This window comes from Dendronalium phyllosphericum CENA369 (assembly GCF_016056275.1).
Classification (GTDB): domain Bacteria; phylum Cyanobacteriota; class Cyanobacteriia; order Cyanobacteriales; family Nostocaceae; genus Dendronalium; species Dendronalium phyllosphericum.
Window position 1 is genome coordinate 1 of sequence record NZ_JAECZA010000259.1, and the last position, 6,247, is coordinate 6,247.

At 46.4% G+C, this 6,247-nt stretch carries 5 protein-coding genes and 1 pseudogene; all 6 read left to right on the forward strand.

The window, feature by feature from the left end; all coding sequences use genetic code 11:
* The first annotated feature begins 121 nt into the window (after positions 1 to 121).
* Positions 122 to 1,540, forward strand: a complete 1,419-nt coding sequence (locus I8752_RS29955) for an aldehyde dehydrogenase family protein (protein WP_214435844.1) — start codon at positions 122 to 124, stop codon at positions 1,538 to 1,540.
* A 254-nt stretch (positions 1,541 to 1,794) separates the two neighbouring features.
* On the forward strand, positions 1,795 to 2,943 hold the full coding sequence (locus I8752_RS29960; RefSeq protein WP_214435845.1) for an alanine--glyoxylate aminotransferase family protein: 1,149 nt from the start codon (positions 1,795 to 1,797) through the stop codon (positions 2,941 to 2,943).
* Positions 2,944 to 3,066: 123 nt separating this feature from the next.
* Complete coding sequence (gene tilS / locus I8752_RS29965; RefSeq protein ID WP_214435846.1) at positions 3,067 to 4,212, forward strand: tRNA lysidine(34) synthetase TilS; 1,146 nt, start codon at positions 3,067 to 3,069, stop codon at positions 4,210 to 4,212.
* 151 nt (positions 4,213 to 4,363) lie between these two features.
* Positions 4,364 to 4,837, forward strand: coding sequence for a peptide-methionine (S)-S-oxide reductase MsrA (gene msrA, locus I8752_RS29970; protein ID WP_214435847.1), 474 nt, complete (start codon positions 4,364 to 4,366; stop codon positions 4,835 to 4,837).
* A gap of 144 nt (positions 4,838 to 4,981) precedes the next feature.
* Positions 4,982 to 5,641 carry a gamma-glutamylcyclotransferase gene (locus I8752_RS29975; RefSeq protein WP_214435848.1) on the forward strand — a complete coding sequence of 220 codons (660 nt, stop codon included), beginning with the start codon at positions 4,982 to 4,984 and terminating at the stop codon, positions 5,639 to 5,641.
* 159 nt (positions 5,642 to 5,800) lie between these two features.
* Positions 5,801 to 6,199: pseudogene (locus I8752_RS39165) on the forward strand (DUF4277 domain-containing protein); the annotation flags it as partial.
* Positions 6,200 to 6,247 lie beyond the last annotated feature (48 nt).

Genomic DNA, 6,247 nt, shown 5'->3' on the forward strand with positions numbered 1-6,247 from the left:
GGAGGGGGATGGGGGGGACAAGGGAGATGAGGGGGACAAGGGGCACAATTATTTACTCCTAACTTTTAACTCCTAACTCAGCACTCAGCACTCAGCACTCAGCATTTAGCACTCTTTACTAATGACTAAACCAATAGAAGTTCGCAATCCTAGGACTGGAAAATTTGACTATGTGATTATTCCACCGCCCCCGAAGTTGGTGGCACAGCAGTGTAGCCGCGCCCGGAGAGCGCAACCTCGTTGGTATCAGTTGGGTGTAGAAGGTAGAATTGAAGCTTTACAACAATGGAAGCAAGCTATATTATCTGAGCGCGATCGCTTGACAGAGGCTTTGGTCAATGATACAGGCAGATTATCAATCTCTGTTTTAGAAATCGACTCTTTCCTTGCTAGTATCGATCGCTGGTGTGGATTAGCACCAGACTTGCTGCAAGAATTGGCAAAAAATACCGCCATTCCGTTTATTGCCCTCAAACAAACATTGGTTCCCTACCCTTTAGTTGGGGTAATTAGCCCGTGGAATTTTCCGCTGTTGCTGTCTACAATAGATGCGATTCCGGCACTACTGGCGGGTTGTGCTGTGGTTATCAAACCGAGTGAAATTGCTCCCCGCTTTGTAGCAGCGCTGATTCTTGCACTTAATGCCGTTCCCCAATTGCGGGACATACTCGTTTTTGTTGAAGGAGCAGGTGAAACGGGTGCTACCTTAGTAGAAAATGTCGATTTGGTGTGCTTTACAGGCAGTGTCGCAACGGGGCGACGAGTCGGAGAGGCAGCAGCTAAACGCTTTATTCCGGCTTTTTTAGAATTAGGGGGGAAAGACCCCGCGATCGTTTTGGAATCTGCCAATTTAGAATTAGCAACCTCGGCAATTTTGTGGGGTTCAGTTGTTAACAGCGGTCAGTCATGCCTCTCTATTGAGCGCATTTATGTTGCTGAATCTATTTTTGAAGAGTTTTACCATCAACTGATAGCTAAAGCTTCTCGCGTTCAGCTAGCCCACCCCACAGTTGAAAGTGGAGAAATCGGCCCGATTATTGCCGAAAGACAGGCGGCAATTATTAGCGACCATCTTTTAGATGCAGTCGAAAAAGGAGCAGTAATTCACTGCGGCGGTAAAGTTGAAGCATTGGGAGGGGGTTGGTGGTGTCGTCCAACAGTGATGACTCAGGTTAATCATTCTATGAAGGTGATGACGGAAGAGACTTTTGGCCCGATTATGCCGATAATGCCTTTTCCCACAGTTGAAGAAGCGGTGTATTTAGCAAACGACTCCATTTATGGATTGAGTGCTGCGGTTTTTGCTGGTTCGGAAGCGGAAGCTTTAGCAGTTGCTCATCAATTAGATGCAGGTGCTATCAGCATTAATGATGCTGCTCTGACTGCCATTATGCACGAGGGAGAGAAAAACGCCTTTAAATTCTCCGGTTTGGGAGGGTCGCGCATGGGGCCGGCGGCATTGAAACGCTTCATGCGTTCTAAAGCTTGTTTGATTAAAACCAACTCTAATAGCGACCCTTGGTGGTTCGATAAGAAGTAGTAAAAGGGACTGGGGATTAGGGATTAGGGATTGGGGTAGTGGTATATCATCGTACAGAATACCCAAGCTGAATTCTGACTCCTGACTCCTGAATTCTGTTCGATAAGTAATTAAGATGGAATATCTTTTTAGTTGAAAGTTTCTTAAATGGACGCGATCGCTTTTAGGCGCGATCTGTCTTCAACCGAACACGATATTATACCCTTACCCCCTTCATACCCTCACATCCTTTTTCGTCTGGGCGAAGACAAATTATGACCTCAACAATTTCAATTAACGACAGTCAGCGCTTACAACTCAAACCTTTAGAAATTCCATCTCGTTTGCTATTAGGCCCTGGCCCTTCAAATACCCATCCTGAAGTTCTGCAAGCGATGAATACTTCACCAGTGGGACATCTCGACCCAGCTTTTTTGGCACTGATGGATGAAATTCAATCGCTGTTGCGCTACGTATGGCAAACAGAAAACCCGCTCACTATTGCTGTCAGTGGTACGGGATCGGCTGCTATGGAAGCAACTATTGCTAATGCTACAGAACCCGGTGATGTAGTTTTGATTGGTGTAGCTGGTTACTTTGGTAATCGCCTTGTAGATATGGCTGGACGGTATAGGGCAGATGTGCGAACCATTACCAAACCTTGGGGACAAGTTTTTACCTTAGATGAACTGCGGACTGCTGTAGAAACTCATCGTCCGGCAATTCTAGCTTTGGTTCATGCCGAAACCTCTACAGGGGCGCGTCAACCTTTAGAAGGTGTGAGCGAGATATGTCAAGAATTTGGCACACTACTGCTAGTAGATACAGTAACGAGTTTGGGTGGCGTTCCCATCTTTTTAGATGCTTGGGGAGTTGACTTAGCTTACAGTTGTAGCCAAAAAGGTTTGGGTTGTCCGCCTGGTGCTTCGCCTTTTACCATGAGTCCGCGCGCAGTTGAAAAATTGCAGCAACGCCGCACAAAAGTGGCAAACTGGTATTTAGACATGTCATTACTGGGCAAGTATTGGGGTAGCGATCGCACCTATCATCACACAGCACCCATTAACTTGTACTATGCATTGCGGGAAGCATTGCGTTTAGTTGCCGAAGAAGGATTAGCAAACTGCTGGCAGCGCCATCAAAAGAATGTAGAGTATCTCTGGCAAGGGTTAGAGGACTTAGGATTGAGTATGCATGTTGAGCGAGAGTACCGACTGCCAACCCTTACCACCGTTCGGATTCCAGAAGGGGTAGATGGTAAAGCAGTTGCCCGACAGTTGCTCAACGAGCATAATATTGAGATTGGCGGCGGTTTGGGCGAACTAGCCGGTCAAGTTTGGCGTGTTGGACTGATGGGCTTTAATAGCCGCAAAGAAAGTGTTGACCAACTTTTAGCAGCATTACGGCAAGTTTTACCAAGGTAGAGATTGGGAAAGAGGACGCGGGGACGTAGGGACGGGGAGACGTGGGGAAAGAATTCTCCGCGTCTCCCCATCTCCCCCTCTCCGCGTCTCCCTCATCCCCACAGCCTCTGATGAAAACTCAAAATGGTATGGACTTCTTTACATGCAAAGATACATCGCACTATTAAAGCGCGTCATTTATTTGAGCGTAACCAGCGGCTACTAGTAGCTGTTTCTGGCGGACAAGATTCGCTGTGCTTAATTAAATTACTGTTAGATTTACAACCAAAATGGGGATGGCACTTAGGTATCGCTCACTGCGATCATCGCTGGCGTTTTGACTCTCAAGCCAATGCCAATCATGTAGAAAATTTAGCGAAGACTTGGGGTATATCTTTTTACTTAGAAACAGCAAATGAAGCTTTAAATAGTGAAGCTGCGGCACGAAATTGGCGATATCAAACATTAAGCGCGATCGCCCAAGCAAATAATTACCAATATATTGTTACAGGACATACGAAGAGCGATCGCGCCGAAACTCTGCTTTACAATTTAATTCGGGGTACTGGTGCTGATGGTTTGCAAGCTTTGACTTGGCAACGCTCTCTAACTGCAAACATTATATTAGTACGTCCACTTTTAGAAGTCACTCGTTTACAAACAGAGCAATTTTGTCAAGAGTTTGATTTGCCAATTTGGGAAGATTCTACTAATCAAGATGTCAAATACGCCCGCAATCGCATCCGCCAAGAGTTAATACCATACTTGCAAGCAAATTTTAATCCGAATGTTGAATCAGCCTTAGCTCAAACAGCCGAACTTTTGCAAGCGGAAGTGGAATATTTAGAACAAGCAGCCCAAGAGTTGCGGGAAGAGGCGATGGGAGATAAAAGGGACGCGGAGAATGAGAGACGCGGGGACGCGGAGAATGTGAGACGCGGGGACGCGGAGAATGCGAGACGCGGGGATGCAGAGAATGAGATATACGGGGACGCGGAGAATGAACTCTCCGTGTCTCCGTGTCCCCGTGTCCCCGCGTCTCCGTGTCCTCGTGTCCCCATGTCTTCTTTTCGATTAAATCGTCGGGTGTTGCAGAAAGCACCTCTGGCGCTGCAACGTCGTGTGATGCGACAGGTGTTGCAACAAATACTGTTTGATGCGCCCAATTTTGAACATATTGAAAAACTAACTACTTTAATTACAGCGCCAAATCGATCGCAAACCGATCCATTTCCTGGTGGTGCGATCGCTCAAGTACAAGGCGACTGGATTATTATTAAAAGTGATTAATTTTTAACCTTTATATGTATGATGCGTTGTTGCCCAGCGCAACGCACCGCCAACAATTCAAGATGCGTTAGCCTACGGCATAATACACCCTAATGGCGCTATGTCTTAATTACGAATTACGAATTATTGCAAGTGGGAGAAGATTGCACCAATGGAAAAAGCAACATTTGGCGCTGGTTGTTTTTGGGGAGTTGAGGCGGCGTTTCGCAAAATAAAGGGAGTAGTATCAACCTCCGTTGGCTACATGGGAGGACATTTTCCTAACCCGTCCTACCTAGATGTGTTATCGAGAATAACAGGTCACGCCGAGGTGGCGCAGATAGAGTATGACCCTCAATCTGTCAGTTATGATGACTTGCTGGCAGTGTTTTGGGATATCCACGACCCTACAACGCCTAACCGCCAAGGGCCAGACAGAGGCGAACAGTATAGGTCTGTAATCTTTTTCCACAATCCCCAGCAAGAAGAAGCAGCGAAGCGGTCAAAAGCAAAGCTTCAGATGTCGGGTAGATTTGCTCAGGATATTGTGACAGAGATTAAGCCTGCTGGTGAATACTACTTAGCGACAGAAGAGCATCAACAGTATTTTGAGAAGAAACAGCGAATCCTTGCGTTAGGGGAGTAGGGAGTGGGAAGATGAGGGAGACGCGGGGACGCGGGGAAATGGGGGGACAAGGGAGACTCTTGTACAGACGCGATTAATCGCGTCTCTACGACCACTGACAACTGTTTTTACTCAGCACTCAGCACTCAGCACTTTACTATAATCTTGTCATTAACACGCTCTGACCTCGAATCTAGCCGCTTGCAGCAGACTATCTTACAGTCTGGACATTCAGCGCATGTCCTGAGTGAAGCCGAATTGCAAGCGTCAATAAATGAAACTCTTCGACAACAAAAGCCGGATTCTGATATTTGGGTGTTTGCCTATGGTTCTCTAGTTTGGAACCCTATCTTCAAATTTGCAGAACAGCGCCTTGGCACAATTTACGGATGGCATCGCCGCTTTTGTCTGTGGGTTCCCCAAGGTCGTGGAACTCCAGAGAATCGGGGTTTGGTTCTCGGTCTAGATAAGGGTGGTAGTTGTCGCGGTATTGTCTACCGCATAGCTGCTGCTGATGTCCCGTCTGAATTACTGCTACTTTGGCGACGGGAAATGGTTGTGGGTTGTTACATTCCGCATTGGGTGAAAGTGTTTGACGGAAATGAAAAACTAGATGCGATCGCTTTTGTTGTCAACCGCCAGCATCGAGCCTACGCTGGTAATATTTCCTTAGAAACTACTATTAATAGCATTGCTACAGCCAGCGGTGAGCTTGGTTCTTGTGCTGACTACCTCATGCAAACAGTTAATGGATTGCTGACAGTTGGAATTAAGGATAATCAATTGCTGCGGCTGTGTAAATACGTAGCAATTTGTAATTCGTAATGACGCTCGCGGACTCGCTAACGCTACGCTAATGTAATTCGTAATTAAGACCGTAGAAAAAGCTTGTTAGGGATAGCGATCGCATGTAACCTAGATTCCGCAGGTGCGCTCGTAAATGCTGTATTTTTGAAAATGAGCTAAATGCTGCATTTTAGAAGCATGACAGCATCACCATTAGATATTAGGGTACAGGATATTGACCACTGCGGCATAGTCGCAGGCATCTGTGATGAGATGAATCTAGTAGAACAAATTAATCGGCTATTGGGAACTCACGCTCAAGAAATTATCAGTGCAGGTCAAGTTCTAGAACCCAAGGAAATAGCGATCGCCATTGAAACCAAAAGAGCCGGAAGATTTATTTTAGCGACCAATGTCCTCGATGCCGAAGAACTCAGCGATGACGATGTTTTACGTGAATACAAAGCACAGCAGTCTACTGAGCGCGGTTTTCGGTTTCTCAAAGATCCTTTATTTTTTACTTCCAGTGTATTCCTCAATTCTACTGAGCGAGTTGCTGCACTAGCAATGGTTATGGGTTTGTGCCTACTTGTTTATAAAGCCCCTTCGGGGCGGGTGTAGGGTGTAGGGTGTAGGGTGTAGGGT